This is a genomic window from Acinetobacter sp. BSP-28, assembly GCF_044130285.1.
Classification (GTDB): Bacteria; Pseudomonadota; Gammaproteobacteria; order Pseudomonadales; family Moraxellaceae; genus Acinetobacter.
On sequence record NZ_JBIQOB010000089.1, the window covers coordinates 1 to 647 of the forward strand.

1 protein-coding gene is annotated in these 647 nt (G+C 45.4%); it reads left to right on the top strand.

All coding sequences use genetic code 11. The features are described from left to right. A partial coding sequence (locus ACE01R_RS17880) for an IS6 family transposase (protein ID WP_395552817.1) occupies positions 1 to 595 on the top strand: 595 nt, incomplete at its 5' end. Positions 596 to 647 lie beyond the last annotated feature (52 nt).

A 647-nucleotide genomic window follows, 5' to 3' on the forward strand; every position in this document is an offset into this window, starting at 1 on the left:
ACGTGGTGTAAAGGTTGATCACACCACGATTTATCGCTGGGTTCAACGTTACGCCCCTGAAATAGAAAAGCGGTTGCGCTGGTACTGGCGTAATCCTACTGACCTCAGCCCGTGGCATATTGATGAAACCTATGTAAAAGTGAACGGCCAATGGGCTTATTTGTACCGGGCTGTTGATCTCCGTGGTCATACCATCGATTTTCACCTCTCCGCTAGGCGTAATACCCAGGCGGCTTATCGGTTTCTCGGAAAAATTCTGAACAACGTGAAGCAATGGCAAATTCCAAGGGTGATCAACACGGATAAAGCACCCACATATGGAGGTGCTTTGTCACGGTTAAAACGGGAAGGAAAATGTCCACCAGACCTTGAGCACAGGCAGGTTAAGTACAAGAATAACGTGATCGAATGTGATCATGGCAAGCTAAAGCGGATCATCAGGGCTACGTTAGGATTCAAGTCTATGAAAACGGCTTATGCCACAATTAAAGGTATTGAAGTCATGCGTGCACTACGTAAAGGACAAGCTTCATCATTCTATTATGGTCAGCCTCAGGGTGAAGTGTATCTAATCAACAGAGTTTTCGGTCTCTAAGCACTTTTTAAAGGGAACATCATCGACTCAAATCTCTATTTGCAACAGTGCC